Source organism: Ensifer sp. VA4, assembly GCF_055710065.1.
In genome coordinates this window covers 267,470-292,381 of the sequence record NZ_JBVQPO010000002.1, presented here as the reverse complement: position 1 = coordinate 292,381, position 24,912 = coordinate 267,470, and the positions used below count along the sequence as shown (strand labels likewise).

Below are 24,912 nucleotides of genomic sequence, written 5' to 3'. Positions count from 1 at the left end.
TTACGTGCTTTCGCGAGAACCGCCCTCGGCCTCTTCCGGGCTGATCGGCGGAGTGCCCACGGGTGCCATTTCTTCCGGTTCGGCGCCGAGCACCTCATAGATCTCCAGCGCGGAGGCGCGACCCTTCGCCTGTGCCGAGCCCAGCGGCCGGAAGCGGATCGCGGTGCCGGCCTGGGCGACGACGGCGCCACTCGCCATGATCGTCGTATCGTAGTTCTTGTTCATGCCCTCAAGGCGGGAGGCAACGTTCACCGTGTCGCCCATCGCCGTATATTGTAGCCGCTCCTTGGCGCCGACATTGCCGACGACGGCGGTGCCGGTGTGAATGCCGAAACGGGTGCGAAACTCCGGCAACCCTTTCCTGCGCTGGGTTTCGTTGAAGGCGCTGAGGCGCTCCTCGACCGCCAGCGCACAACGACAGGCATGTTCGGCATGCTTTTCGTCCGGGGCCGGCGCGTTCCACATGGCGAACACCGAATCGCCGAGGAACTGGATGATCGTTCCCTCGTGCTCTCCCACCGTCTCGCTGAAGATGTCGAAATACTCCGACAGCATCGCCACGACCTCTTCCGGCGGATATTTTTCGCTGAGCGTGGTGAAATCGTAGATGTCGGTGAAGAGTGCCGTTACCTCCTGCCGCCAGGCGGAGCGGCCGCTGAACTGGCCCGATTCGATGCCTTTGCGCACCAGTTCCTTGGGCACGTAGAGCGCGAAGGTGAAGATCGCATCGCGCGCCCGGTTCATGGCGCCGCCGAGCGTGGAGATTTCGCTGACATGCGACGAAACGTCGATGGGCGTCGTGAAGTCGAGATCCTGCAGCCGGTTGGCGCTGGCGGTCAGTTGGTTGAGCCCCTTGGTGATCAAATGCGCGAGCATCAGCGAGGCGAGAACCGCGAGCGCGACGACCGAGCCGGAAATCGCGAGACCTTGCACGAGCGTCTGGTTGGCCTCGGCCATCAACTCGTCGAGCGGTGCCGCCACCACGGCGCGGTTGCCGGAGAGAAGCAGTGCGGATTCGAGCGGCGTCACCATGACGAGATAGGTTCGGTCTCCGACCTCGACGAAATCGGCCTTGCCGGGCGCCGGCGGCTTGAGGCGAATGCTCTGGATCAGCGGGTCGCTCTCGGCCTGCACGATCGGGCCATCCTTGTCCTTCGCCGCCATGATGCGTCGCATCGTCACGCGGTCCGAATGGATGATCGGGCGCCCGACGGAATCGAGGATGAAGGAAACCGAGCCGGCGGTCAGCCGTTCGCGGGCGAGGAAATCGGTGATCGTGTCGAGTACGACATCGGCGCCGATGACGATCTTCGGATTGCCGCGATGTGCCTGCGAGATCGTCATCCCGGGCGTTTCGGTCGTGGCGCTTTCGTAGGGGCCTGTCGAAACCGCGGCCGTTCCGTTGACCGCGGCGCGGTACCACGGACGGGTCCGCGGATCGAAGCCGGTGGGCGGCAATTGCCGTTCGGAGAATTGCATGCCGTCCTTGTCGAGGAAGAGCACGCGCTGGAGGGACGTGCCGCTTGCATCCTTTTCCATCGAGCGCACGGCAATGGCGGCACCCCGCGGCGCGTCGAGCGCCATGCGCCAGGCGATCTGCTTGAGGTCGACCACGTGGAAGAAGGCGCCGTTGGGATAGCCGACATAGACCCCGTCGATGTGCGGCGAGCGGGTGATGCCTTCGCGCAGGACCGCGACCTTGTCGTTCATGCGTTCCGGCGGTGGTACCAGGAAGGAGTTGGCGACCGAGGAAACGAGATTGACGAGGGCGGTCGTGTCACCCGAGAGAACCCCCAGCCGGTCGACGAGGCGGCCCATGAAGCCCCGCATGTTGGCTTCGGCGTCGGCGATGGCGGCGTTGCGTGAGCGATGATAATCGAGCCCGACGAGCGTGGCGGAGACGACGATCAGCATCGCCACCATGACCAGGCTGAACAGCGATCGCAACGAGCTGTTCCAGCCATCGTGCTTCCTGCTTTGCCGAGTGCCGCGCGCCGTGTCTGTCATTGCGAATCTCTGCTTCCGTACCGATCAATCGGCGACCACCTTAACGTGCAAGGGCGGTCGTGTGTGCAAGGAAAGTTAAATGCGAATCCCATAAAACACGTTAATCGGCGGGATGCACGCCCCGCCGGCAGGCACTGCGAAAAATCGGTGGTTCAGTTCACCGTGACAGGTTTCGAACGCATGCGGGCGACGGTTTCCCGCTCGGCCCGCTTGCAGCGCATCGGCGGCAGGTTGCGGTCCATCAGGTCCATGTCCTCGAGCACCATGTCGCCCATCTTCTTGAAGGCGCTGTCGAGCGCGCCGGCGCGATGGGCCGAACGCAGGAAGCCCGGCAGGCGCCGGACCGGATGGTCGAGCGGCAGGGGCTCTTGCGGAAAGACGTCGCTGGCCGCCACGATATGGCCGCGTGCGACGGCGGCCATCAGTGCGTCGAAGTCGACGACGCCGGCGCGGCTGAGCAGGATGAAGGCGGCACCCGGCCGCATACGGGCAAAGGCCTTCTCACCGAGGAAGCCTTCGTTCTCGCTGGTGACCGCGGCGACGACGAAGACGAAGTCGCTGTCGCCGAGGACCGTATCGAGCGATGCCGGCTCGACGCCGTTGTCCCTAAGGATCGAAGCCGGCATCCAAGGGTCGAAGACGCGGATCCTGGCGCGAAAGCCGGAGAGCACGCGGTTCAGCGCCTTGCCGAGGTCGCCGAAGCCGATGATGCCGATGTCGGCGCCGGAGAGAAGCCGCGCCGAGCGGTTGCCGTCGCCGCCCCAGAGTTCGCGGCCCTCGCGGAAGGCAAGGTCGGCGTCGACGATGCCGCGGGCGATGTTGAGCGCCATGGCGAGGCCGAGTTCGGCGACAGGCTCGGCAAACACCTGGCCGGTGGTCACCACGTGGATGCCGCGTTCGAACAGCACCTCGTAGGGCATGTTGTTGATCAGGTTGCTTTCGACGTTGAGGATCGCCCGGAGCTGGCCCATGCGCTGCAGCGTGGCGTGATCGAGCGGCGGCTGGCCGATGATGTAACGCGCTTCAGACAAGACAGCGTCGCCGAGCCCGGCGATGTCGTCCGGATCGGCTTCGACGATCCGGTAGCGCCGATTGAGGTCCTTCAACGCCTCCGGCGTGAAGATCAGGTCGAGCGTGCGCGGAGCGGGTGCGCTGATGGCGAGCGGCTTCGTATCGGACATGGTTCCTCCCACTGCATGTTTCCTTTGATCGTAACTGATTGAAGGATGAAAACACGCAGCAATTCAAAGTGCTAGAGCGACCATTGCGCGTCTGGTAGGATGCGCGGCGCCGTCGGCGGAGGCAGCCGCGGCCGTCGGGTCGCGGAGCATACGAGCGGGTGGCGGCCGATGACGGATCGCCTTAGTAGCCGAGGCCGCGTTTCTGCCGATAGAGCGACGGCGGCAGATCGCTGCCCTGGAAGACCGGTCCATCACCGCGGCGGCAATTGTAGATCGTGTCGTAGACGGGGCGGCCGCGAGCCGTCGATTCGAACGGATAATTGCGGTCGACGAAGGTCTGCTCACATACAATGTGGTCGCCGCCGCCGTTCAGCGGGTCCATCTGGCGCACGCCGGGCAGATCCCGGTAGGTCTGTGCCGGTGCCGGGACGGCGGAGAACCCCAAAGTCAGCGCAAGGGCCGAAAGGGTGAGAGCAGAGCGAAAAGACGTCATTGTCAGGGCTTTCGAACGGGCGACCGGCTGGCGGCACACGGTAACGGTATCGCCGGCGCCAAACTTGCGCTATAGGCGACACCATTTCGTTTGATCTGGGGATTTTCGATGGCGAATGCAATACGGGTCCATGAAGGCGACATTTCCGCGGTTGATGCTGCGCGCTATACGGGCGAGATCGCCATCGACACTGAAACGCTCGGCCTCATCCCCCGCCGTGACCGTCTCTGTGTCGTGCAGCTTTCGCCGGGCGACGGCACGGCCGACGTGATCCGTATCGCCGCCGGGCAGACGCAAGCGCCGAACCTCGTCGCCATGCTTGCCGATCCGGCCCGCCAGAAGATCTTCCATTTCGGTCGCTTCGATATCGCCGTGCTGTTCCACACCTTCGGGGTGACGACGACGCCGGTCTTCTGCACCAAGATCGCCTCGCGGCTGACCCGGACCTACACCGATCGCCATGGCCTCAAGGACAATCTCAAGGAGATGCTCGACGTCGACATCTCCAAGCAGCAGCAGTCGTCCGATTGGGCGGCGGATATCCTGTCGCCGGCGCAGCTCGAATATGCGGCTTCCGATGTGCTGCACCTGCATGCGCTGCGCGACAAGCTGACAGCGCGCCTCATCCGAGACGGCCGGCTGGAGCTCGCCGACGCCTGCTTTGCCTTCCTGCCGACGCGATCCAAGCTCGACCTGCTGGGCTGGGACGAGACGGATATCTTCGCGCACAGCTAGGCCGGCGACCGCAGCGCTGTGGCGGCCTGGCGTCAGGGCGTCAGATACAGGATAACGGCATAGCGCGCCGCCTTGCCGATCGAGACGAACAGCAGGAACGGCGGCAGCGGCATGCGCAACAGGCCGGCAACCAGCGTCAACGGGTCGCCGATGACGGGAAGCCAGGAGAGCAGCAGCACGGGCTGGCCGTAGCGGGCAAAGAGCGCCTCGGCCTTTTGCCGGCCGGCCGCCGAAACCGGAAACCAGCGCCGCCCTTCGAAGCGGATGAGAAAACGCCCCAGCGCGAAATTGACGACGGCGCCGAGCACGTTGCCGAGCGTCGCCGCGACGAAGAGGGCGGATCGACCCGTCTCTCCGTGCAAGGCCGCGGCAACGACCGCAGCCTCGGACATGCCGAAGAGCAGCGTCGCCGACAGGAACGCAGCGGAAAAGACGCCGGCGAGAATTCCGAAATCCAGGATCAGCTCCTGTCCGTATGGCCGAGATCGCGCTCCGGCTCGATGATATCGCGGATACGCTGCTTCAGTTCCTTGGGGCCGGGAAAGCCGCCATCGCGCTTGCGCTCCCAGACGAGCGCGTCATCGACCCGGATTTCGAAATTTCCGCCGGTACCGGGAATGAGCGCCACTTCGCCAAGCGATTGTCCGAACGTCTGCAGCAATTCCTGCGCCATCCAGCCGGCGCGCAGGAGCCAGTTGCACTGGGTGCAATAGAGGATGGTGATGCGCGGCTTCTGGTCCATGGCTTGGTCTCGGACATGTCTCGGAGCGGCGACCATACCGGCGGCGTCTGGCGGAAACAACTGCGTCGCGCTTACCGTAGCTGCTCACGCCGCGCTCACACAATTGTCAACCAGTTTAGTCATGTTTTTATCGGCAGGTAGCTTGCTTTGAGCGGGCGGCGCGGAGAGAGATGCGGCATTGCACAAATTGTCGCACCCCAACCGCCGGAGAGGCCCTTCATGACCGACGTCACCGTTTCCAGTTCCCGCCCGCGCGCCATCTTGCCGGCGCTGGAAAAGATCTATCTGCCGCTCGATGGCTTTGCCGAGACGTTGCTGCGCGTACTCGCCGGTGCCCTGCTGGCCGTCCATGGCTTCGGCAAGATCACGGATCCCTTCGGCGCGATCGGCATGGTCGAAGGCCTGGGTTTCTATCCCGGCGTCTTCTGGTCGCCGCTTCTCGCCGCCACCGAATTCTTCGGCGGCATCCTGGTTGCGATCGGCCTGCTGACGCGCCCGGCGGCTTTCGCCGGCATGATCGTTCTGCTCGTCACCGTCTATTTCCACGGCGTCGTGCAGGGCGAGGGCCTGTTCGGTGCCGAGAAGTCGATCCTCTGGGCGGCGATCCTGTTCTTCTTCGCCATCCGCGGCGCCAACGGCCAGTCGGTCGACGCCAGGCTCGGCAAGCAGTTCTGATCGATCGCACGATGAACGGGGAAACGGGGAGGTGGCGAAAGCCGGCCTCCCCGTTTTTCGTTTGGCGGCATGTAATGGCGGTCGACCTTCAGAGAATACGCAATTCCGGACAGAAAACCGTTTCACACTTTTCCTGGAATTGCTTGGGGCGTCACGCTGCGGATGGTCATGCGATGCACCTTCCCGGACCGGTCCTGCCAGTCGATCGACTGGCCGACGGAAAGGCCGATCAAAGCCGCTCCAACAGGCGTCAGCACCGAGATGCGTCCGGCCTCGATATCGGCCTCGCCGGGATAGACGAGCGTCACCTGCTTGGCAAAGCCGTTGTCGGCGTCAAAGGCAACGCTGGAACCCATCTGCACGCTGTCAGCCGGCAGCGCGCCCGGCGCGCCGATGCGAGCGCGGTCGAGCTCGCAGAGAAGCGATTCGGCCACGTCGGGCACGCGATCGAGCGCCGATGAGGCCAATGCCGTCAGCCGCTTGTGGTCCTCGGCATTGATGATGATGGAGGGAAGTTTCTTGCGGGATGCCGCCATGATGTGACCTGCCGTGTTCGGCCGTGGCGCCTGCGGGCGCGCTCGGAATCGAATTTCTGGGAATTCGGCGCTGTTCAGCCGCGTCTGAAATTTCTTCTGTCGACGCGAAAGGCTCCCCTCACCCGGAGAGCGCAAACATCCGGGCCGGGGTCAGGTTCCTGCGATCGGGCACACCCGGAAGCAGTGATAGGAAGAAGTCGTCGACATCATGATGCCGCAAGGGTCGGAAAGTTTGACCAGGAAGTCAAGACCCGTACCGGGGCGCGGCAAAGCGCGGGGTGCGGATCATCGCGCCTCTTGAACAGCGGCCGCGCTCGTGATCAATCTCGGTTCGCGACGGCGAAGGGAAGGTGACGATGCGGGTTTTGGTGGTTGAAAACATGGCGAAGACCGAGCTCGGCCAGGTCGGCACGGCGCTTCGCGAGGTCAAGGCGCAGATCGAGATCCATCGCGCCTATCTTGGCGATACCATTCCTGCAACGCCCGAGGGTTATGATGCGCTCGTCGTGCTCGGTGGCGAGCAGAGCGCGCTCGATGATGCTGCCTATCCCTATCTGCCTGACCTGGCCGCGCTGATGCGTGCTTTCGGCGACAGCGGCCGCTCCGTGCTTGGCATCTGCCTCGGAAGCCAGCTTCTCGCGCGGGCCTATGGCGCCGAAAATCTGCTGGGCGCCGCCAGGGAGTTCGGCTGGTGCCAGGTCCAGGTGCGCAGCGAAGGCGCCGAGGACCCGGTGCTCTCCAGCGTCGGCCAGAGCTTCCCGATCTTCCAATGGCACGGCGATACCTTCTCGTTGCCTGATGGCGCTGTGCACCTCGCCGAAAACGCTGTCACCACCCATCAGGCCTTCCGCATCGGCCGCGCCGCCTATGGCACTCAATTCCATTTCGAGGCGGACACGCACCTGGTCGAGGATTGGAACCGCGCCTTCCCGGATACGATCAACCGGCTCGACCCCACCTGGCTTGCCCGCTATCGCGAGCACGCTGCCCGCCATGGCCGAGCGGCCGATGCTGCCGGCCTGGCGCTGGCGCGCGCCTGGGTAGCGACGATCGGACGCCGGGAGGGCGTCGGGATGAATAAGGATCCGGTTCTGGAGGAGGTAGGCGGATGAGTGAAACACTGAACGGCGGCTGCTTCTGCGGCAAGATCCGCTATCGGCTGAAGGCCGCGCCGATGTTCGTCAACTGCTGTCACTGCAGCGATTGCCAGCGCCAGGTCGGCAGCGCTTTCGTCGTCAACGGCGTCATCGAGCGCGAAAACATCGAGCTCACCGAGGGCGAGCCCGTCGTCGTCACGCTCCCCACCGACAGCGGCCGCCCACACGACGTCTATCGTTGCGCCGAATGCCAGACGGCGCTCTGGAGCGACTACGGCCGGCGCGGCTGGCTCTCCTTCCTTCGCATTGCCAGCCTCGATCGGCCCTCGGACTTCCCGCCGGATGCGCACATTTTCACTCGCTCCAAGGTGAAGTGGCTGTCGCTCGAGGGCGGCGCCCCGGCCTTCGAGGTCTATTACGACATGAAGACCATGTGGCCGGCCGAAAGCCTGGCACGACGCGAGGCGGCGGAAGCAAAGGCAAAGGCGTGACCGCCAGCGAACGCGACAAGATGGCCGCTGGCGAGTGGTACTCGTGCCTCGACGACGAACTCGACGCGCTTCGCCTCACGGCGCGTGAAGCGGTCCACCAGCACAACACCATGCCGCCGGCGGAGCGTGGAAGCATGGCGCCTGCCTTGCGCGCGCTGTTCGGTGCGGTCGCCGATGACGTCTTCATCGAGGCGCCGTTCCATTGTTCCTACGGCATCAACATCCATCTCGGCGCCCGCGTCTATCTCAACGCCGGCTGCACCATCCTCGATAGCGGTCGGGTGACGATCGGCGAGGGGACGATGCTCGGGCCAAGCGTGCAGATCTATTGCGCCGAACACCACAAGGATGCCGCGCTCCGGGGGCAGGGCCTCGAAGTCGCTCGCCCTGTGACGATCGGCTCGGATGTCTGGATCGGCGGCGGCGCGATCATTCTCGGTGGGGTCACAATCAGCGACGGCGCGATCGTCGGCGCGGGTTCGGTGGTGACGAAGGACGTGCCCGCCGGCGCGATCGTCGTCGGCAACCCGGCGCGCCCGCTGCCCAGCGCCCCTATATCGGGAGAGGCGTGAACCGGCTCCGTCCGGAACTGCGTGATTGCAAGGGCCGGATCAGCCTCATCGTTCCAGCGGACGGATGAAATGATCCGGGCGATTTCAGGAGGACAATTTTCGATGACGAATGCGATGAAGACGATCCATGTACGCCCGGCGCGACCCGACGACGCACCGGCACTCTGCGCCTTCCTGAACGAGATCATCCGGATCGGCGGCACCACCGCCCACCAGACGCCGTTCACGCCCGAAAGCTTCGTGGCCCACTATCTCGCCGGCCCCGGCTTTGTGAGCTGCTTCGTCGCCGAGGACGAGAATGGTGAACCTTGCGCCTTCCAGGCGCTGGATCGCTGGGACGGAATACCCGAGGACTGGGCCGACATCGGCACCTTCTCCCGCCCCGGCAACAAGGTGCCCGGCGCCGGCACCGCGCTCTTCAAGGCCACTTGCGACCACGCCCGCTCGATCGGCCTCAAGGCGCTCAACGCCACCATCCGCGCCGACAACCTGGGCGGCCTCACCTATTACGGCAAGATGGGCTTCGTCGACTACAAGGTCGACAAGGCCGTGCCGCTGAACGATGGGCGCTTGGTGGATCGGATCTCGAAGCGGTATCTGCTTTGAGGGGTGAGATCTGTCGCTGGGCGGGCCAAACCGCCCACGGTCATCCTCGGGCTTGACCCGAGGATCCAGTCGCAAGCCGACCCGAGGGCTATTGCCGTGCAACGCGCTCTTTACTCGTCGCCCATCTTCAGCGCGGCGATGAAGGCTTCCTGCGGGATCTCCACCTTGCCGAACTGGCGCATGCGCTTCTTGCCGGCCTTCTGCTTTTCCAAGAGCTTGCGCTTGCGGGTGGCGTCGCCGCCGTAGCACTTGGCCGTCACGTCCTTGCGCAGGGCCGAGATGGTTTCGCGGGCGATGACGTTGCCGCCGATCGCCGCCTGGATCGGGATCTTGAACATGTGCTTCGGGATCAGCTCCTTGAGCTTCTCGCACATTTCGCGGCCGCGCTTTTCGGCCGCCATCCGATGCACCATCATCGACAGCGCGTCGACCGGCTCGCCGTTGACGAGGATCGACATCTTCACGAGGTTGCCTTCCTTGTGCTCGGTGATCTGGTAGTCGAACGAGGCATAGCCCTTGGAGATCGACTTCAGCCGGTCGTAGAAGTCGAACACGACTTCGTTGAGCGGCAGGTCGTAGGTCAGCATCGCGCGGGTGCCGACATAGGTCAGCTCGATCTGGATGCCGCGGCGGTCCTGGCAGAGTTTGAGGATGCCGCCGAGATAGTCGTCGGGCGTCAGGATCGTCGCGCGGATCCACGGCTCGTGGATCTCGGCGATCTTGACGACATCGGGCATGTCGGCCGGGTTGTGCAGCTCGCGCTCCGTGCCGTCGGTCATGAACAGCTTGTAGACGACCGAAGGCGCGGTTGCGATCAGGTCGAGGTCGAACTCGCGCTCCAGGCGCTCCTGGATGATTTCGAGGTGCAGGAGGCCGAGGAAGCCGCAGCGGAAGCCGAAGCCGAGCGCTGCCGACGATTCCATTTCGAAGGAGAACGACGCGTCGTTGAGGCGCAGCTTGCCCATCGCCGAGCGCAGATCCTCGAAGTCGGCGGCGTCGACCGGGAAGAGGCCGCAGAAGACCACCGGCTGCGCCGGCTTGAAGCCCGGCAGGGCCTTGTCGGTCGGGCGCTTGTCCTCGGTGATGGTATCGCCGACGCGGGTATCGGCCACTTCCTTGATCGAAGCGGTGATGAAGCCGATCTCGCCCGGCCCCAGCGCGTCCATGTTGACCATCTTCGGCGTCAGCACGCCGACACGTTCGATCGTGTACTTGGCGTCGGTGCCCATCATGCGGATGGTCATGCCCTTCTTGAGCGTGCCGTCGATGATGCGCACGAGAACCATGACGCCGAGATAGGTGTCGTACCAGCTATCGACCAGCAACGCCTTCAAGGGAGCCGCATCGCCGCCTTCGCTCTTCGGCGCCGGCAGCTTGGTGACGATCGCTTCGAGCACATCAGGGATGCCGAGGCCGGTCTTGGCCGAGATCAGCACGGCGTCGGAGGCGTCGATGCCGATCACTTCCTCGATCTGCTCCTTGATGCGGTCGGGTTCGGCCGCCGGCAGGTCGATCTTGTTGAGCACGGTGACGAGCTCGTGGTTGTTGTCGATCGCCTGATAGACGTTGGCGAGCGTCTGGGCCTCGACGCCCTGGGAGGCGTCGACGACGAGCAGCGAGCCTTCGCAGGCCGACAGCGAACGCGAGACTTCGTAGGCGAAGTCGACGTGGCCGGGGGTGTCGATCAGGTTCAGCACATAGGTTTCGCCGTCATTGGCCTTGTAGTGCAGGCGCACCGTCTGGGCCTTGATGGTGATGCCGCGCTCGCGCTCGATATCCATGCTGTCGAGCACCTGCTCGGACATTTCCCGCTCGGCGAGGCCGCCGGTGGACTGGATCAGCCGGTCGGCAAGCGTCGACTTGCCGTGGTCGATGTGGGCCACGATCGAGAAGTTGCGAATATGCGAAAGGGGCGTCTTCGAAGATGTTGTGCTCATGGGCCGCATATAGCAGCGCCTTCAACCGCCGCAAAGCGGGAAATGAAGGCTTCGTTCACTATAAATCGGCCTATTCGGCGCCCGCCTCGGCATCGACGAGCGCGCCGGCATTCGGCACCTGCGCGCTCCTGATCTCGAAGCTCTCGCGCTCGGCCGCCGGCACCTCGTCGCGTTTCCTCAGCCGCATGAGCACGAAGAGGGCGTAGAGGGCGGCAACGGCCATCGCCGCATAGATGAAGGTGCGCTGCCCGAACACCGGTGTCAGCAGCGTCACCAGCATCGGCACGACGGTCGCGGCGATCGACCAGGCAACCAGCATGGTGCTGGCAAGTGGCACGAAATCCGCGGGGTCCGTGCGGTCGTTGGCGTGCGCATTGGCGATCGAATAGACGGTCTCGACCGCGCCGGCAAAGAGCGCGAAGACCAGCATCAGCAGGATCAGATTGCCGAAGGAGGCCGAAAGCGCAAAGAAACCGGCGGCGAGGATCAACAGGCAGGTGCCGATTAACACGAGCCGTCGGTCGATCCGGTCGGACAGCGTTCCCATCGGGTACTGGATGGCGATGAGCCCGAACTGCATCACGAACATGAGGTTGGCGACATCGCTCTGGCTGACGTCGTTGGCGGCCGCATAGATCGGGGTGAAGCCCTGCACCACCATCGACAGGCCGCCGGCGGCCAGCACGCCGATGAAGGCGACGGGGGAATTGCGCCAGACCATCGGGATGTCGATGCTGACCTTGGCGGGCGCCGGCGGCGTCGGCAGTCGCGTCAGCCCGATCGGCAGCAGCGCAAGCGCAGTGAAGAAGATGGTGACGAGTGGCGGCAGGTTGCCGTCGGCCGGGATCTGCCCGAACAGCCAGGCGCCGGTACCGAGCCCGATGACATAGGCCATGTAGAACAGCGCCATCGCCTTGCCGCGCCAGTGGTTCTCGCTCGCATGGTTGAGCCAGCTCTGGGCGATGATGAAATTGGTGTTGCCGGATGCGCCGTAAAGGCCGCGGGCAAGCACCCACAAGAGCGGATGCACGCCGAGCGCGATCGTCAGCGCCGAGAGGATGACGAGCGCCATCGAGCAGGAAAAGGCGCGGGCATGGCCGACCCGGCGGATCATCGGCCCGGCGATGACGCAGCCGATCAGCCCGCCGAAGGCGATCATGGTGACGGCCGCACCCGGCACCCAGTCCGGCGCGTCCGAGCGCGTCAGCGCGAAGGGCACATAGGCGAGCATCATGCCGTTGCCGATCGCCACCGCCGTCATCGAGGTGACGATGCTGGCGATCGAGGTCAGCGAGGAGGGCTGCTTTGTCATGTCCAACCTGTCGATGAAGGCGCACCTGAAGGGCGCACGGGCGTGATCAATGAGAACCGTCTAAAGTATTGAAGTGTAAGCTTTTCTCGTTTCCGTTCGCGAAACCGCGACCATAGCAGAAAGACCTTTGTCGTGCTGTCGCCAAAGCGGCATCGCATGCCCGTATTTTAATCTTTCTCAGTCTTGACTCCACTATATGAGAAATGCAATCTCAAATAATGGAAAACGTCACCGACCCTCTCGAATATGCCATCGGCGAGCGGATCCGCACGCTGCGCACCGAACAGAACCTGACGCTCGACGAGCTTGCCAGCAGTTCCGGCGTCAGCCGCGCGATGATCTCGCGCATCGAGCGCGGCGAGGCGAGCCCGACCGCCCAGCTTCTCGCCAAGCTCTGCAGCGCGCTCAGCACGACGCTCTCAGCCCTTTTTGCCTTCGACACCAAGGAGGCGTCGCCGCTTGCGAAACGTGTCGACCAGCGGCTCTGGCGTGATCCTGAGTCCGGCTATTTGCGCCGCTCGGTTTCGCCCGATGGTCTCGGCTCGCCCGTCGATATCGTCGAGGTCGAGTTTCCGCCGGGCGCCCGTGTCGTGTTCGAGCGCCAACCGTCCGACCGGGGCATCACCCAGCATCTCTGGCTGTTTTCCGGCCGGCTGGAACTGACAACCGAATCCGGCTCCCACTCGCTCGAGCCAGGCGACTGCCTGTTCATGGCTCTGGGGGCAGGCCACATCTTCCACAACCCCTATGATGAGCCGGCTCACTATGCCGTCATCCTCTGCCGCACCAAGGTTTGAACATGTCCGATTTCCAGATCCGCCTGCTCGATGAAACCCAGGCCCGCCTCGCCATCCCGGCACTTGCCGAGGTGCTTTCCGACTGCGTCGAGGGGGGCGCTTCTGTCGGTTTCATGCAACCCTATCCGCCGGAAAGCGCGCTCGCCTATTGGAGTGGCGTCGTCGAAGCGGTCGCCGCGAACGAAACGCTGCTGATGGTGGCGGAGGAAGCGGGCCGCATTCTCGGCACCGTTCAGGTGGGTGTCGCGCAAATGCCGAATCAGCCGCATCGCGGCGACCTCAAGAAATTGCTCGTCCATCGCGCCGCCCGCGGCAAGGGGCTGGCGCGGCGGCTGATGGAGGCGGCCGAGCGCGAGGCCGCGGCCCGTGGCAAGACGCTGCTGGTGCTCGATACGGCAACCGGCAGCGAGGCGGAGACGATCTATCCCCGCCTCGGCTGGGAGCGCGTCGGTGTCATCCCCGATTATGCCATGTGGCCCGAAGGCGGCCTTTGCGCCACGACCTTCTTCTACAAGCGGATCGCGCTCCAAGGGTGATTGCGTGATCGCGCCGCTCACCCTAGAAAAGAGCGATGCTCCCTATTGACCTCAACTATGCTTGAGGTCGTACGCCTGCTCTTGTTCAAAAGAGAGCAGAGGAAAGAGCAATGAGCACCGCATCCGAAACCGCCGTCGTAGCGCCGCTGTACCGCATCAACAAATACACCGTGCCGGTCGAGGCGCGGCAGCAGTTCGTCGAGCTGGTCGACAAGACGCTTGCGGTCATCCGCAAGCAGGATGGCTATGTGAAGGACCTGTTCCTGGAGCAGCACGCCGGTCCCGGCCAGTTCGATTTCATCACCATGATCGAGTTCGCCAGTGCGGATGTCGCGCCGAAGGTCGCGGCCGCTCTGGGTGAGTTCGACCGCAGCCTTGGCCTCGACCGCGAAGCCCTGATGAAGACGCTTGGCATCCGCACCGATTTTGCCAGCTACAGGGCTTTCGCCGGACTGGCTGCTTAAACGGAACCGGCCCGGCAGCTTGGTCGGGTCGGGTTCGCCGATTGGCGAAAAGTGCAGTCCGCCGTCAGGAAACGAAGAACGACGACAGGCCCTGGCCGGCGGCAAAGGCCATATAGGCAAGCACGGTGAAGTAAACAGTCGTTGCGACCAGGAAGAGATAACCGCCGGCCACCATCAGCCCATCGCGCTGGATAATGCCGAGCGAGAGTAAGAGGATCGCAATCCCCGGCAGCGTGTTCGACAGCGGAATAAGCCCGAGCGGGAACATCAAGAGAATGCCGCCGGCCATGATCATCAGGCCGTTGAAGCGGTTCATCACCGCGCCCTGCGTCAGGAAGCCGAGGCGCGGCCGCACGTAGCGGTCGAGCTTGGAGACGATGCTCGCCCCCTTCTGCAGGGTCGGCACCAGCTTCTCGGTCTCGATCTTGCGGTCGAGAATGCGCTGCGGCACCCAGGGCAGGCGGTTGAGCGTGACCGACACGGAGATCAGGATGATGGCGGCGCCGAAGACGGTGCTGACGCCGGGGATCGACACCGGCAGCAGGAACGGCAGCGTTAGCAACGCACAAAGCAGCAGGAAGCCCTGTTCGCCGATCTCGGTCATCAGTTCGCGCAGCGTGATCGTCTCACCACGGATAGAGGCAATCATGCCGTTGAGCGTGTCGCTGAGACTGCGTTGCGTGTCGCCGAACTCGATTGCCATCAAACTTGCCTCGTCATTTTCAATGGGCGGTGGCGGAAAGCCGCGCACATTTTACCCTGGTCGCCTGGATGTCCGTCCTACCAAGGGCATGTGAAGGATCGGTTATGATGTGGCCGACCGGCACACCATAATGCGGTGAAACGGCATTTGCCGTTAAACCATGGCGTGATTGGGACGCCTCTTCATCTTCCTGCCGCAATCGATAGTATGAAGCACTTTCGAGCACCAATGGGGACAACTGATTCCATGATCAAGAAATGCGCCATTCTGGCTGTTGCGGCCATCTATCTTTCGGGATGCACCACCACCGATCCCTATACGGGTGAACAGAAGATGTCGAACACGGCCGGCGGCGCGCTGATCGGCGCAGGCCTCGGTGCAGCGACCGGTCTGCTCGTCGGCGGCAGCGCCGCAGGCCGGCGCGACGCAGCCCTCGTCGGTGCCGCGATCGGCGGTCTCGGCGGCGGCCTGATCGGCAACTACATGGACCAGCAGGAAGCGGAGCTGCGCGCCCAGCTTCAGGGCACCGGCGTCTCCGTGACCCGCGCCGGCGACCGCATCATCCTCAACATGCCGTCGAACATCACGTTTGCGACCGACCGCGACCAGGTGATCCCGGCCTTCTACGACACGCTGAACTCGGTGGCGATCGTGCTGCGCAAGTTCAACAAGACGATGATCGACGTCGATGGCCATACCGATTCGACCGGCAGCGCCTCCTATAACCAGGGTCTTTCCGAGCGCCGTGCCGCCTCGGTTGCCAACTATCTGGCAGGCCAGGGCGTCGACCAGCGCCGCATGTCGGCCATGGGCTACGGCAAGGAGCGCCCGATCGCTTCCAACGCAACGGAAGCCGGCCGCGCGCAGAACCGCCGTGTCGAAATCTCGATCGCTCCGATCAAGGCCTGATCGGCAGACACTGACTGTTTGTTATCGAGGGGCTGCGCCGCGAGGCGCGGCCCTTTTCATATTTGCTTGAAACGGTAGCGAAGCAGGCGCCCCATGCGGCGCAGCACGGGGACCACGCTCACGAACTGGATCGCGATCCGCGCCATCGGCGACATGCGCGCAATCTGCGCGGCATCGTAGTCATGGATGTCTTCGAGCAGCGTCAGCCCGGGCACCTCGCGTTCCAGCGCCCGTGCGTCCTCGATCCCCCAGCGAAGCTCCGCGCCCGTTGCGCGCAAGGATGGATTGAAGCGCAGAAGCTCGATGGCGATATGGCTATAGGCGTCGAAGACGATCTCGCCGCCGGCAAGGCAGGTCACGAGCCGTCGCATGAGGTCGCGCACCTCCTGGTCGCGAAGATAGGGCAGCACGCCTTCGGCGACGACGATCGTCGGTCGGTCGTCGGGGATGCGGTCGATCCAATCCCGCTCGGTAATGGACGAGGCGATCGCGGTGCAGCCGATGCGATCGGGGAAGAGCTGCTGTCGCAAGGCGATCACATCCGGAAAATCGACGTCGAACCAGGCGACGGAGGAAGGCGGATCGAGCCGGAGGATCCGTGTATCGAGGCCGCAGCCGAGATTGAGCACGACCGCATCCGGGTGGCGTTGGATGAAGGCTCGGGTCCATCGGTCGAGCAGGTAGGCACGAACCGCGATGCCGATCGTCATGTCGTGGCCGACATCAAGTCCTTTCGCCTTGCCGTCGAGGCGTCGCATCAGCTCGGCGGCGAAACGATCGCGCAGAAGGGAATCGGGAAACGCGCTCTCCGCAGCCTTCGCCCGGAGCGTGATCAGCAGCGTTTCGCGCACGCCATGAAGGCCGAGGCTCTCGGCTTCCATCGTCTCCTCCCGACGGCGCCGTCGAACGCGTCAGCGGTGCCATAGTCCTTGCCTCGCGACCCGCCGTCGTTTCGGCAGGCCGCAATACCCGATAAGGCCTAAGCCGTCGTTCGTCTTGCGCGCCATACGCGCCCGGCCGTCAGCACAGCCAGTGCCGGCAGCAGCGCAAACAGACCGAAGAGCCAGGCCGTCGCCAGTGCCACGCCGCCCTCCGACGACGACTCGATGCCGGCGAGGTTGGCGGTCAGTCCGGCAAGCGCGGCGCCGAGTGCCGCGGCAAAGAGCTGGACCGTGGTGATCGAGCTCGATGCCTTCTCCGCTTCGCCCTCTGGCGCGAACTCGTAAACGGCCGTGACGATATGCGGCCAGGCAAAGCCCATGCCGAAGCCGACCGCGATGATGCCGATGCAGAGCGGTGCCGCGATGACCAGGAACTCGGCGCCCGCAATCGGCATGAACAGGGCAATCAGGGTCAGGCCGATGAAACCGAAGGCCGGACCGGCAAAGATCGTCTGCTTCGCCCGCTCTCCGTGCCAGTGGGCACTCGTCATCGATCCCGCCGTCCAGCCGATCGACATCAGCGCCGCGATATAGCCAGCCACCAGCGGCGACAGCTCATGCAGTTCCTGCAGCAGGTACGGCACATAGATTTCCGGCTGCAGGCCGACCATCAACAGCGTGATCGTAACATAAAGGGCGGCCAGCGGGGAGGTGAGGGTGAAGCTGCCGGAAGGCAAAAGCTTGCCCGCCGCCCGGCGCTCGATAAACAGCAGGCTCAGGAACAGGAAGATCGCGGCTCCGACGCAGCCGATTTGTTCGAGGGCCGTGGCGCGGGTGCTCGCAACCGAAAGCGCAAGCACGATGCCGACGAGAAGCAGGAGCTGCAGCAGCGGGAGCGGCGTGCGCCCTTCTTCGGCGGCGGCCTTGCGCGGCAATGTCGAGAAGGCGAGCGCGGCAAGCAGTGCCGTCAGCGGCAGCAGCGACCAGAAGGTGATGCGCCAGGTGGAGAACTCGGCAAACATGCCGCCGATCGCCGGTCCGATCAAAGTCGCCGTTCCCCAGGTTGCCGAAATCAGGCCGATGGCGCGGGTCCAGAGTTCGGGCCGGAACACCTGCCGGATCACGCCGTAGGCGAGCGCATAGAGCAGGCCGCCGCCGAAGCCCTGGATCGCACGGCCGGCAAGCAGCATCGCCATCGAAGGGGTCGTGGCGCAGAGGAGCGTCCCCAAGCCGAAGACGAGCGCGCCGATTGCATAGGCACCGCCGGCGCCAACGACACCGAGCAGCCGCGCCGACAATGCGGCGCCGAGAATGGAGGCGGCGACGAAGACGGTGGTGCTCCAGGCGTAATATTCGAGCCCGCCGATCTCGCGCACGATCGACGGCATGATCGTCGTCACCACATAGATGTTGAGCGCATGCAGCGCGACGCCGCCGCTGAGCACGAGCGAGTGCACGGCGTTTTCGCCCGTCAGCAGCGCGCGCCAGCCGGTTTCCTGTTGCGGAGCGGGTGTTTTCTCAAGCATGTCAGTACCTCACGCGGGGCATCGCAGCGGACGCGCATTGGCTCATCCGGTATCGGGAGATCGCGTTCGCTTCGGCGGTGCCGCTATGTCAGTGGAGCGCAGCCTCGCCAAAATGCGTGAGCTTGTCCGGGTTGCGCATGATGAAGATGTCGTCGACGTTTCCGTCGCCGTCATAGCCGAAGGCGACCGTCGCGGCGATCTCGTTTTTCGCTTCGTCCCGAAGCACGATGCCGCGGCCGCCATTGATGTCGCCGATTTCCCAGGTGTAGTGCGCCCAGTATTCGGTGAGCCGATCGATGATGAAGGCGAGCACCGTCTCCTTGCCGGAGAGCACGCCGAGCACGGTCGCCACCTTGCCGCCGCCGTCGGCAGTCAGCTTCACGTCGGCTGAAAGAAGGGCTGAAAGAAGGGTCACGTTGCCGCCGTGGATCGCCTGGTGGAAGGCCGACAGCAGCGCGTCCTGCCGCTCGCGAGGCGTCTGGTGCCGGGCTTTCTCCAGGCCGATATTCGTCTTGGCACGCGACACCAGCTTGCGGGCCGCCGCCTCCCGCATGTCCAAGGTTTCGGCCACCTCGTCATAGGGCTGGCCGAAAATCTCGTGCAGCAGATAGGCGGCGCGCTCCTTCGGCGTCAGCCGTTCGAGCATCAGCAGGAACGCCGTCGTCAGCGAAGAGGTCAGCGCCAGCTTCTCTTCGGCGTTGTCCTCGCTCGCCGTATGGATCGGTTCGGGCAGCCACGCACCGATATAGTCGACGCGCTTGCGATGCGCGGCCTTGAGCAGATCCAGGCAGCGGCGCGTGCAGGCGGTCGTCAGCCAGGCCGCAGGGGTTTCGATCGCCGCGCGATCGATCTCCTGCCATTTCAGGAAGGTGTCCTGCACCGCATCCTCCGCATCCGCGCGTGAGCCGAGGATGCGATAGGCGAGGCCGAGAAGGCGCGGGCGCGCCTCCTCGAAGATCTGCATGTGCTGGCGATCGTTCATGTCAGTGCCTCGAAATCTGGATGCGGTTCCAAAGGTTGATCATCGCCACAGTCGAGGTGATGACGCTGATCTCCTTTTCGCTGAAATGCCGGCGCAGCTCGGCGCGCAGCGGCGCGAAGTCGGTGCGTGGCCCGAGTTCCGTCAGCGCCTCGGTCCAGGCAAGCGCTGCCTTCTCGCGCGGTGTGAAATCATTGACCTGGTCCCAGACGATGATGCGGTCGAGCCGCTCGCTGCTCTCGCCCTCGGCACGGGATTCCTTGGTGTGCATCTTCACGCAGAAGCCACAGCGGTTGATCTGCGAGGCGCGCAACTGCACGAGATTGTGGATCGTCCGGTCGAGCCCGTGCAGGTCCATGGCCTTGTGCACATCGGCGAGCGCGCCGAGCACATCGGGGATTTCCTGTTCGTAGCGGACGGCTTTCGTATCGGTCATGGTCTCAACTCCATCGTTGTCGTGTTGCTTATGACCATGTGACGATTGACGCAGGATACCTGTGACGCGCCTTCGCGATTTTTCCGCGGGAGGCACCAAGAAAAACGTAGCTTCCAGATATTTTGATGAAGTTTCAATGGGTTGGCGAGACGCGATTTCTCGCGTGTCAACCTTTCGGCGGGTAGCTGTGCTCGCCGCCGCGAAAATCGGTGACCGTGTAGCAGCCGCCGCCATCGGCTGCGATCGTCGCGGCGCTGATGACCGCCTTGCCGTGGCCGCCGGGAATGTCGAGGATATAGGTCGGCTGGCAGAGGCCGGAGACCCGGCCGCGCAAGGTGTTGACCAGCGTCTGGCCTTCCTCGATCGTCAGGCGGAAATGGCTGGTGCCCGGCGCCAGGTCCGGGTGGTGCAGATAATAGGGCTTGATCCGGGTTTCGACGAAGGCGCGCATTAGCGCGGCCAGTACCTCCGCATCGTCATTGACGCCCTTCAAGAGCACCGACTGGCTGATCATGACGATGCCGGCATCGATCAGGCGCGCCGCGGCGGCGCGCGCCTCTTGCGTCAACTCGCGCGGATGGTTGGCATGCAGCGCGACATAGGTCGCCTTGCCGCTGGATTTCAACGCCGCGATCAGGTCGGCGTCGATACGCGACGGCTCGACCACCGGCACGCGCGTGTGGAAGCGGACGACCTTCACATGCGGGATCGGCTTCAGCCGCTCCATGAGCTCGGTTAGCCGTCGCGGCGAAAGCACCAGCGGATCGCCGCCGGTGAGGATGACTTCCCAGATTTCCTCGTGGCTTGCGATATAGGCGATCGCCGTGTCGAGTTCGGCCGGCGTCAGCGTGCCAAGCCCCTGCGGACCGACCATCTCGCGGCGGAAGCAGAAGCGGCAATAGACCGGGCAGACATGCACGGCCTTCAAGAGCACCCGGTCCGGATAGCGGTGGACGATGCCGGCGACCGGGCTGTTCGGCTTATCGCCGATCGGATCGTCGCGCTCTTCGGGAAGCAGCGTCAGTTCGGCGGCATCCGGCACGAACTGCCGGGCAATCGGGTCTGCCGGATCGCTCGGGTCGATGAGGTCGGCGATGACAGGGCTGATCGCAACGGCGTAGCGCTCGGCGACCGCGGCAATGGCGGTCTCCCGGGCGCTGTCGACGAGACCGGCTTCTACCAGCTCGCGCGCGGTCTTGATCGGGCGGTGGACTTTCACGGCTGGGTCTCCGCCACCGGTGCCCAGAGCACCTGGTCGATGCGAGACGCGCCGGTTGCGAGCATCACCAGCCGGTCGAAACCGAGCGCGATGCCGCTCGCTTCCGGCATGATGGCGAGCGCCGCCAGGAAATCCTCGTCGAGCGGATAGCTCTCGCCATAGACGCGCGCCTTTTCGGCCATCTCCATCTCGAAGCGCCGGCGTTGCTCCGCTGCGTCGGTCAGTTCGCCAAAGGCATTGGCGAGCTCGACGCCGCAGGCATAGAGCTCGAAACGTTCCGCGACGCGCCGGTCGCGCCCGGCCGGCCGCGCCAGCGCCGCTTCGGCCGTCGGGTATTCGTCGAGGATCGTCGCGCGGCCGAAGCCGAGATGCGGCTCGACCTTTTCCACGAGCACGCGGCTGAAGAGATCCGCCCAGGTGTCATCGGATGCGACCCGCAGGCCGACCGTCGTCATGGCCGAGGCGAGGCGATCGCGGTCGGTTTCGCCGTCGGCGGCGATCGAGGCCAGCAGGTCGATGCCGGCGAAACGCTCGAAGGCATCGGCGACGCTGAGGCGCTCGGGCGTGGCGAAGGGATCGCAGACATGTCCCTGGAAGGTGAATTGTCTGGTGCCGGTGGTCTCTGCCGCGAGCGCCAGGATCTCGGCGCAATCGCGCATCAGCGCCTCGTAGCTTTCGCCGGCGCGATACCATTCGAGCATGGTGAACTCGGGGTGATGCAGCGGTCCGCGCTCGCGGTTGCGGTAGACGTGGGCAAAGCAGGCGATGCGCCGTTCGCCGGCGGAAAGCAGTTTCTTGCAGGCGAACTCCGGCGAGGTGTGCAGGTAGAGCGGATGGCCGGAGCCGTCGTGGTTGAGCGCCTCTGTCGCGAAGGCGTGCAGATGCGCCTCGTTGCCGGGCGAGACCTGCAGCGTCGCCGTGTCGACCTCGATGAAATCGCGTGTCTCGAAGAACCGGCGGAATGCCGATTGGATCCGGTTGCGGCCGAGAAGAAACGGGCGCCGGTCGGCATGGACATCGGGTGTCCACCAGGGTGAGGCATGCGACATGATCGGTTCAGTCCAGGCTTTCTTCGCGCAGATGCCGGCTCAGGCTGGCTATTTGCACGAAATTAGGGTAGTGGCGGCGCGAAATCCTTCTTTCCGCGTCCTTCAGGGCCAGTGTTTCCGGCCCGTCGTGTCGCGCATACCTCTGTTACAAGGAAGACTAATGGTCAAGGTCATCGCTTCATCTGTCCGTAAGGGCAACGTTCTCGACGTCGACGGCAAGCTCTATGTCGTGCTTACCGCGCAGAACTTCCACCCGGGCAAGGGTACGCCGGTTACCCAGGTCGACATGCGCCGCATTTCCGACGGTGTTAAGGTCTCCGAGCGCTACCGCACGACCGAGCAGGTCGAGCGCGCCTTCGTCGAAGACCGCGAGCACACCTTCCTTTATGAAGATGCCGAAGGCTTCCACTTCATGAACCCGGAAAGCTACGACCAGCTGGTCATGAGCGCCGAGGACATCGGCGATCAGAAGGCCTACCTGCAGGAAGGCATGGCCGTCATGCTGTCGATCCACGAAGGTGTTGCCATCGCCATCGACCTGCCGCGTCACGTCATCCTCGAAATCACCGAGACCGAACCGGTCGTCAAGGGCCAGACGGCGTCGTCTTCCTACAAGCCGGCCGTCCTGTCGAACGGCGTGCGCACTTCGGTTCCGCCGCATATCCAGGCCGGCACCCGCGTCGTCATCGCGACGGAAGACGGCTCCTACGTCGAGCGCGCCAAGGACTGAGGCCTGAGCCAGGTCGTTTTGGACGGGGACGGCAGCGAAAGCGGCCGTCCCCGTTGTCGTTTCCGGAGCCTTGATCAGCAACCAGAAATTTAAGGAGCGCATTTCCAAAAACGGGTGCTAGGATGCGGCCGCTGCCAATACGACGGTTTGTCACGAGAGGGCCTGCATGTTCCCATTGTCGCATATGATGAAGTCGTTCATTCGCAAGGGTCGCCTGACGGTGATCGACGCCGATGGCAAAAGGCACGTCTTTTCCGGCACACCCGGGCCCGAAGTGACGATGCGGCTCACCGACAGGAAGCTCTATCGCAGCCTCGTCTTCAATGCGGAACTCGCCGCCGGCGAGGCCTATATGAACGGCACCATGCGCTTCGAGGAGGGCTCGACGCTTCGGGACTTCCTGACGCTGTTCTCGATCAACCGCCTCTCACTCGGCTCCTACCCCATCCAGAAAGTCCTGCGCGCGGTGAAGATGCGCTTCCGCAAGCGCCAGCAGGCAAATCCCAAGGGTAAGGCGCAGCAGAACGTCGCGCATCATTACGATCTCGGCAACGAATTCTACAAGCTGTTCCTCGACGAGAACATGCTCTACTCCTGCGCCTATTTCCGAGAACCCAACGAGACGCTCGAGAAGGCGCAGCGCAACAAGCTGAGGCTGCTCGCCGCCAAGCTCTGCCTCGAACCCGGCATGAAGGTGCTCGATATCGGCTGCGGCTGGGGCGATCTCGCAATGTATCTTGCCGAGCTTGCGGACGTGCAGGTGCTCGGCGTGACCCTTTCCAAGGAGCAGCAGGCACTGGCCACCGAACGGGCCCGCGCGGCCGGGCTGTCGGACCGGGTGCGCTTCGAGCTCAGGGATTACCGCGATGTCCAGGGGCCGTTCGACCGTATCGTTTCGGTCGGCATGTTCGAGCATGTCGGCGTGCATCACTATGACGAATTCTTCAAGAAGCTGAACGCGCTGATGCCGGACGACGGCCTCGCGCTGCTGCATTCGATCGGTCATATGAGCCCGCCCGGCATGGCGAGCCCCTGGCTTCGGAAATACATCTTCCCCGGCGCCTATTCGCCGGCGCTTTCGGAGGTCTTCGAGGTCGTCGAGCGCAACAGCCTCTGGGTCACGGATCTCGAATTCCTGCGGGTGCATTACGCGACGACGCTCGCCCATTGGGGCGCGCGCTTCGAGGCGAATCGCGACAAGGTGATCGCCCTCTACGACGAGCGCTTCGCCCGCATGTGGGAGTTCTACCTGATCAGCGCCGAGATGATGTTCCGCACCGGCAGCCAGCTCGTCTTCCACATGCAACTCTCGCGCTCGCGCGATGCGGCGCCGATCGTGCGCGACTATATCACCGATCGTCAGCGCGATTTCATGGCCCGCGAACAGGCGCTCGCCCTTAATCTCTAGAAAGGACGCAATTCCGGACGGAAAACCGCTACACACTTTTCCTGGAATTGCTCTCTTCGTCTGCATGCCAGCGCAGCCGCTTGTAGTCGAAGCCGAACTCGAGCGTCGGCTTCACGATGGCGAAGAAGGGCGAGAGATCGAAATCGCGCGGCGTATAGAGCGAGTGGTGCCGGATGTGCAGGATCTCCTCGCGTGAATAGGTCGAGGTCGCCGCGGCCCGTCCGGGCGCCCGGGTAATCTCGGGAAGGATCGGATAGCGGATCTGCTCGAAGGCAGCCGCAATCAGCGTCGAGCAGATCGCCCGCGTCGGATCGCCGGAGCCGAAGGCCAGCAGGCGCCGGCGCCAGCGCACCGGCACCGGTGGCGTCGGCATGAAATAGCGCAGCATGTCGAGAATGTTTTTCAGGTCGTATTTCATTCCGAGCCGCGAGATCATGAAGCCGACGAGTGCCGTGCGATCATCCGGCGTCAACGCGATCGGCCGGCAAACGCGTGTGTTGAACGAGGCGTATTTCTGCAGCGGTACCGCAACGCAGCCCTCGCCGATATTGACCTCGATGAGCTGCGGCCGCTCGATGACCGGCAGCGTCGCCTGATCGAGCGTCAGCGGCATCTGGTCGCCGACAAAGAAGGCGGCATGCGACCAGGTTGATTGCGTCAGATACTTGATCGCGGCCGAAATCTTCTGGTTGCCCTCGATCAAGAGAACGTCGCCCGGACGGAGCGTGCGGGCCAGGGTTTCCTGATCGGAAGGGGTATAGGGCTCGTAGCCGGACGTCTGCGCTTGCAGGCGCGCGGCAAGCCTGGCGCCGAGACGATCCAGCAATGTGTCCTTGCTTTCTGAAAGCGGATAGATGGTCCTCATCGAGGCGATCGCTCCGGGAAGGGAGG

At 64.1% G+C, this 24,912-nt stretch carries 28 protein-coding genes; 12 read left to right on the top strand and 16 right to left on the bottom strand.

What is annotated here, in order from left to right:
- The 3 genes from AC0C6X_RS04395 to AC0C6X_RS04385 form a co-directional block, all read right to left on the bottom strand.
- Complete coding sequence (locus AC0C6X_RS04395) at positions 1–2,007, bottom strand: adenylate/guanylate cyclase domain-containing protein (protein ID WP_472952025.1); 2,007 nt, start codon at positions 2,005–2,007, stop codon at positions 1–3.
- 152 nt (positions 2,008–2,159) lie between these two features.
- A complete protein-coding gene (locus AC0C6X_RS04390; RefSeq protein WP_472952024.1) occupies positions 2,160–3,188 on the bottom strand; it encodes a hydroxyacid dehydrogenase in 1,029 nt (342 codons plus the stop codon).
- A 181-nt stretch (positions 3,189–3,369) separates the two neighbouring features.
- On the bottom strand, positions 3,370–3,681 hold the full coding sequence (locus tag AC0C6X_RS04385; protein ID WP_472952023.1) for a hypothetical protein: 312 nt from the start codon (positions 3,679–3,681) through the stop codon (positions 3,370–3,372).
- 108 nt (positions 3,682–3,789) lie between these two features.
- Here AC0C6X_RS04385 and AC0C6X_RS04380 point away from each other — a divergent pair, with 108 nt between their 5' ends.
- Entirely contained in the window at positions 3,790–4,416 is a 627-nt protein-coding gene (locus AC0C6X_RS04380) for a ribonuclease D (RefSeq protein WP_472952022.1), read from the top strand.
- A 32-nt stretch (positions 4,417–4,448) separates the two neighbouring features.
- Here the strand turns inward: AC0C6X_RS04380 and AC0C6X_RS04375 are convergent, their stop codons facing one another.
- A complete protein-coding gene (locus tag AC0C6X_RS04375; protein WP_472952021.1) occupies positions 4,449–4,808 on the bottom strand; it encodes a YqaA family protein in 360 nt (119 codons plus the stop codon).
- Between the two features lie 68 nt (positions 4,809–4,876).
- The gene (locus AC0C6X_RS04370) at positions 4,877–5,158 is read right to left on the bottom strand and encodes an Rdx family protein (protein WP_173515196.1); all 282 of its coding nucleotides are present in this window, start codon (positions 5,156–5,158) and stop codon (positions 4,877–4,879) included.
- 219 nt (positions 5,159–5,377) lie between these two features.
- Between AC0C6X_RS04370 and AC0C6X_RS04365 the strand changes: the two genes are divergently transcribed.
- Positions 5,378–5,833 carry a DoxX family protein gene (locus tag AC0C6X_RS04365; protein WP_173515197.1) on the top strand — a complete coding sequence of 152 codons (456 nt, stop codon included), beginning with the start codon at positions 5,378–5,380 and terminating at the stop codon, positions 5,831–5,833.
- Positions 5,834–5,955: 122 nt separating this feature from the next.
- Here AC0C6X_RS04365 and rnk read toward each other — a convergent pair whose 3' ends face one another.
- A complete protein-coding gene (rnk, locus tag AC0C6X_RS04360) occupies positions 5,956–6,369 on the bottom strand; it encodes a nucleoside diphosphate kinase regulator (protein WP_173515198.1) in 414 nt (137 codons plus the stop codon).
- Between the two features lie 356 nt (positions 6,370–6,725).
- Here rnk and AC0C6X_RS04355 point away from each other — a divergent pair, with 356 nt between their 5' ends.
- The 4 genes from AC0C6X_RS04355 to AC0C6X_RS04340 all read left to right on the top strand — a co-directional run bounded on the left by AC0C6X_RS04355 (position 6,726) and on the right by AC0C6X_RS04340 (position 9,135).
- Positions 6,726–7,481 (top strand): type 1 glutamine amidotransferase, encoded by a 756-nt coding sequence (locus AC0C6X_RS04355; RefSeq protein ID WP_472952020.1) that lies wholly within the window; start codon positions 6,726–6,728, stop codon positions 7,479–7,481.
- Positions 7,478–7,957 (top strand): GFA family protein, encoded by a 480-nt coding sequence (locus AC0C6X_RS04350; RefSeq protein ID WP_247960292.1) that lies wholly within the window; start codon positions 7,478–7,480, stop codon positions 7,955–7,957. Before AC0C6X_RS04355 ends, AC0C6X_RS04350 begins: the two co-directional genes overlap by 4 nt.
- Positions 7,954–8,529, top strand: a complete 576-nt coding sequence (locus AC0C6X_RS04345) for a sugar O-acetyltransferase (protein ID WP_472952018.1) — start codon at positions 7,954–7,956, stop codon at positions 8,527–8,529. The genes AC0C6X_RS04350 and AC0C6X_RS04345 overlap by 4 nt, the downstream gene beginning before the upstream one ends.
- Before the next feature lie 102 nt (positions 8,530–8,631).
- Positions 8,632–9,135 (top strand): GNAT family N-acetyltransferase, encoded by a 504-nt coding sequence (locus AC0C6X_RS04340; RefSeq protein WP_472952017.1) that lies wholly within the window; start codon positions 8,632–8,634, stop codon positions 9,133–9,135.
- A 110-nt stretch (positions 9,136–9,245) separates the two neighbouring features.
- Here AC0C6X_RS04340 and lepA read toward each other — a convergent pair whose 3' ends face one another.
- Positions 9,246–11,072 carry a translation elongation factor 4 gene (gene lepA / locus AC0C6X_RS04335; protein WP_376741612.1) on the bottom strand — a complete coding sequence of 609 codons (1,827 nt, stop codon included), beginning with the start codon at positions 11,070–11,072 and terminating at the stop codon, positions 9,246–9,248.
- 70 nt (positions 11,073–11,142) lie between these two features.
- Positions 11,143–12,384: an MFS transporter gene (locus tag AC0C6X_RS04330; protein ID WP_173515203.1), complete on the bottom strand. Its 1,242-nt coding sequence runs from the start codon at positions 12,382–12,384 to the stop codon at positions 11,143–11,145.
- 218 nt (positions 12,385–12,602) lie between these two features.
- Between AC0C6X_RS04330 and AC0C6X_RS04325 the strand changes: the two genes are divergently transcribed.
- From AC0C6X_RS04325 to AC0C6X_RS04315, 3 genes are all read left to right on the top strand, one after another.
- Positions 12,603–13,181, top strand: a complete 579-nt coding sequence (locus tag AC0C6X_RS04325) for a helix-turn-helix domain-containing protein (RefSeq protein WP_173515204.1) — start codon at positions 12,603–12,605, stop codon at positions 13,179–13,181.
- Between the two features lie 2 nt (positions 13,182–13,183).
- Positions 13,184–13,717, top strand: a complete 534-nt coding sequence (locus AC0C6X_RS04320; RefSeq protein WP_173515205.1) for a GNAT family N-acetyltransferase — start codon at positions 13,184–13,186, stop codon at positions 13,715–13,717.
- 110 nt (positions 13,718–13,827) lie between these two features.
- On the top strand, positions 13,828–14,181 hold the full coding sequence (locus tag AC0C6X_RS04315; RefSeq protein ID WP_173515206.1) for an antibiotic biosynthesis monooxygenase: 354 nt from the start codon (positions 13,828–13,830) through the stop codon (positions 14,179–14,181).
- A 64-nt stretch (positions 14,182–14,245) separates the two neighbouring features.
- Here AC0C6X_RS04315 and AC0C6X_RS04310 read toward each other — a convergent pair whose 3' ends face one another.
- Complete coding sequence (locus AC0C6X_RS04310; protein ID WP_173515207.1) at positions 14,246–14,884, bottom strand: exopolysaccharide biosynthesis protein; 639 nt, start codon at positions 14,882–14,884, stop codon at positions 14,246–14,248.
- Between the two features lie 246 nt (positions 14,885–15,130).
- Here AC0C6X_RS04310 and AC0C6X_RS04305 point away from each other — a divergent pair, with 246 nt between their 5' ends.
- Entirely contained in the window at positions 15,131–15,793 is a 663-nt protein-coding gene (locus AC0C6X_RS04305) for a YiaD family glycine zipper/OmpA-like lipoprotein (RefSeq protein ID WP_247960287.1), read from the top strand.
- Positions 15,794–15,849: 56 nt separating this feature from the next.
- Here the strand turns inward: AC0C6X_RS04305 and AC0C6X_RS04300 are convergent, their stop codons facing one another.
- The 6 genes from AC0C6X_RS04300 to epmA form a co-directional block, all read right to left on the bottom strand.
- Positions 15,850–16,674, bottom strand: a complete 825-nt coding sequence (locus AC0C6X_RS04300) for a class I SAM-dependent methyltransferase (RefSeq protein ID WP_472952016.1) — start codon at positions 16,672–16,674, stop codon at positions 15,850–15,852.
- A gap of 98 nt (positions 16,675–16,772) precedes the next feature.
- On the bottom strand, positions 16,773–18,200 hold the full coding sequence (locus AC0C6X_RS04295) for an MFS transporter (protein ID WP_472952014.1): 1,428 nt from the start codon (positions 18,198–18,200) through the stop codon (positions 16,773–16,775).
- Between the two features lie 88 nt (positions 18,201–18,288).
- Positions 18,289–19,182 (bottom strand): RNA polymerase sigma factor SigJ, encoded by an 894-nt coding sequence (sigJ, locus tag AC0C6X_RS04290; RefSeq protein ID WP_472952012.1) that lies wholly within the window; start codon positions 19,180–19,182, stop codon positions 18,289–18,291.
- A gap of 1 nt (position 19,183) precedes the next feature.
- Positions 19,184–19,615, bottom strand: a complete 432-nt coding sequence (locus AC0C6X_RS04285; RefSeq protein WP_472952011.1) for a carboxymuconolactone decarboxylase family protein — start codon at positions 19,613–19,615, stop codon at positions 19,184–19,186.
- Between the two features lie 166 nt (positions 19,616–19,781).
- Positions 19,782–20,834 carry a lysine-2,3-aminomutase-like protein gene (locus AC0C6X_RS04280; RefSeq protein WP_472952010.1) on the bottom strand — a complete coding sequence of 351 codons (1,053 nt, stop codon included), beginning with the start codon at positions 20,832–20,834 and terminating at the stop codon, positions 19,782–19,784.
- A complete protein-coding gene (gene epmA, locus AC0C6X_RS04275; RefSeq protein ID WP_472952009.1) occupies positions 20,831–21,883 on the bottom strand; it encodes an EF-P lysine aminoacylase EpmA in 1,053 nt (350 codons plus the stop codon). The genes AC0C6X_RS04280 and epmA overlap by 4 nt, the downstream gene beginning before the upstream one ends.
- A 160-nt stretch (positions 21,884–22,043) precedes the next feature.
- On the opposite strand from epmA, the gene efp reads away from it, so the two are divergent.
- Both efp and AC0C6X_RS04265 read left to right on the top strand, forming a co-directional pair.
- On the top strand, positions 22,044–22,613 hold the full coding sequence (efp, locus tag AC0C6X_RS04270) for an elongation factor P (RefSeq protein WP_173515215.1): 570 nt from the start codon (positions 22,044–22,046) through the stop codon (positions 22,611–22,613).
- Positions 22,614–22,779: 166 nt separating this feature from the next.
- The gene (locus tag AC0C6X_RS04265) at positions 22,780–24,021 is read left to right on the top strand and encodes an SAM-dependent methyltransferase (protein ID WP_173515216.1); all 1,242 of its coding nucleotides are present in this window, start codon (positions 22,780–22,782) and stop codon (positions 24,019–24,021) included.
- A gap of 28 nt (positions 24,022–24,049) precedes the next feature.
- Here the strand turns inward: AC0C6X_RS04265 and AC0C6X_RS04260 are convergent, their stop codons facing one another.
- Positions 24,050–24,886 carry a C40 family peptidase gene (locus tag AC0C6X_RS04260; protein ID WP_173515217.1) on the bottom strand — a complete coding sequence of 279 codons (837 nt, stop codon included), beginning with the start codon at positions 24,884–24,886 and terminating at the stop codon, positions 24,050–24,052.
- Positions 24,887–24,912 lie beyond the last annotated feature (26 nt).